4 protein-coding genes are annotated in these 1,185 nt (G+C 52.9%); all 4 read right to left on the minus strand.

Going from position 1 to position 1,185, the window contains the following annotated elements:
* Positions 1 to 24: 24 nt before the first annotated feature.
* The gene (locus E1297_RS50690; protein WP_256372676.1) at positions 25 to 150 is read right to left on the minus strand and encodes a hypothetical protein; all 126 of its coding nucleotides are present in this window, start codon (positions 148 to 150) and stop codon (positions 25 to 27) included.
* Positions 151 to 219: 69 nt separating this feature from the next.
* Positions 220 to 450, minus strand: coding sequence for a 30S ribosomal protein S21 (gene rpsU / locus E1297_RS01610; RefSeq protein WP_155133058.1), 231 nt, complete (start codon positions 448 to 450; stop codon positions 220 to 222).
* A gap of 138 nt (positions 451 to 588) precedes the next feature.
* A complete protein-coding gene (locus E1297_RS01615; protein WP_155133061.1) occupies positions 589 to 795 on the minus strand; it encodes a cold-shock protein in 207 nt (68 codons plus the stop codon).
* Positions 796 to 979: 184 nt separating this feature from the next.
* Positions 980 to 1,185, minus strand: a 206-nt coding sequence (locus E1297_RS49575) for a hypothetical protein (RefSeq protein ID WP_209015573.1), incomplete at its 5' end; no start/stop codon positions are given.

Below are 1,185 nucleotides of genomic sequence, written 5' to 3' on the forward strand. Positions count from 1 at the left end.
CAAAAGTGCGAAAGATCTTTGACACTACCTTTTTGTCCGGCGTGCCTCGGTTTCCGCATCAATGATCTGTTTTGAAATCGTTTCCGTTTTTGCGTGCTTGTTTTCCGCCCGGCTGGGCTTGAACAGGGTTTCCTTGGTCAGTTTTGTCATGATTGCTCCTTGCCGCGCGGCGGGCAGCAGGGCCCGCGCGCATCTGTCCGGTCTCAACGCTGCCGGACATCAGCGGGTCTTGGGCTTGCGCGCTGGAACCAGGCCTTCCCGTTGCGCCAGCTTGCGAGCCGCTTTCCGGTCACGCCGGATTGCGTCAGCTTTGGCCCGGGCGCGTTTTTCCGATGGTTTTTCATAGGAACGACGCGCCCTCATTTCCCGGAAAACGCCTTCCCGCTGCATCTTTTTCTTCAAGACGCGCAGCGCTTGATCCACATTGTTGTCCCTGACTAAGACTTGCATGCTCTTCCTTACTGGACACCAAACTGGGCCGGCCTTTTTCACCGGCCAAAAACAAAAAAGCGGGGACTGATCCCCGCTTTGCATCAATGGCCGTGCACACGCCCGCTATTGCCTGCATGTGCACTTGCATCTGCCAAATCAGAGCAGCTTCACATTGGCTGCCGACGTGCGGCCATCACGGCCGGTCTCAACGTCGAATTCGAGCACCTGACCTTCTGTCAGCCCGCCGAGGCCCGCGCGATCCAGCGCGCTGATGTGCACGAACACATCCTTGCTGCCGTCTTCCGGCTGAATGAATCCGAAGCCTTTTTGGCCATTGTAGAATTTAACTGTACCAGTTTTCATTTACGTAGTTCCTGAAGATAACATTCCGCGCCAAAAAAACAGCGCGGTTACAATCGGCTATTTGGAAAGAAATTGGCGGGTCGAAAGCGTTTGACGCCGCGAAAAGCCAAAACTGGCCAAAGAAACGATAGGTGTTGTATGACGGAGTTTTCCCTTTTATTCAAGGAAAAACTAAAAAATTTTTTTACATCAAGAAACATACAAAAATAAAATTAAATCCATGCAAACAATTCAACTCATAAAATCTGCGAGCTGTTCGAGGTAAATCAGGGCCGGCAATACTGGGGCACTGTTGTTTTCCAGAACGATTATGGGCCGTGCTCCGGCGGCTCCAGGCGGTGGGTTCAGCCGCGCAGTGCGACAAGGCAACGGCCAGGATCTGTTCGCCAT

The organism is Roseibium sp. RKSG952, from assembly GCF_009711355.1.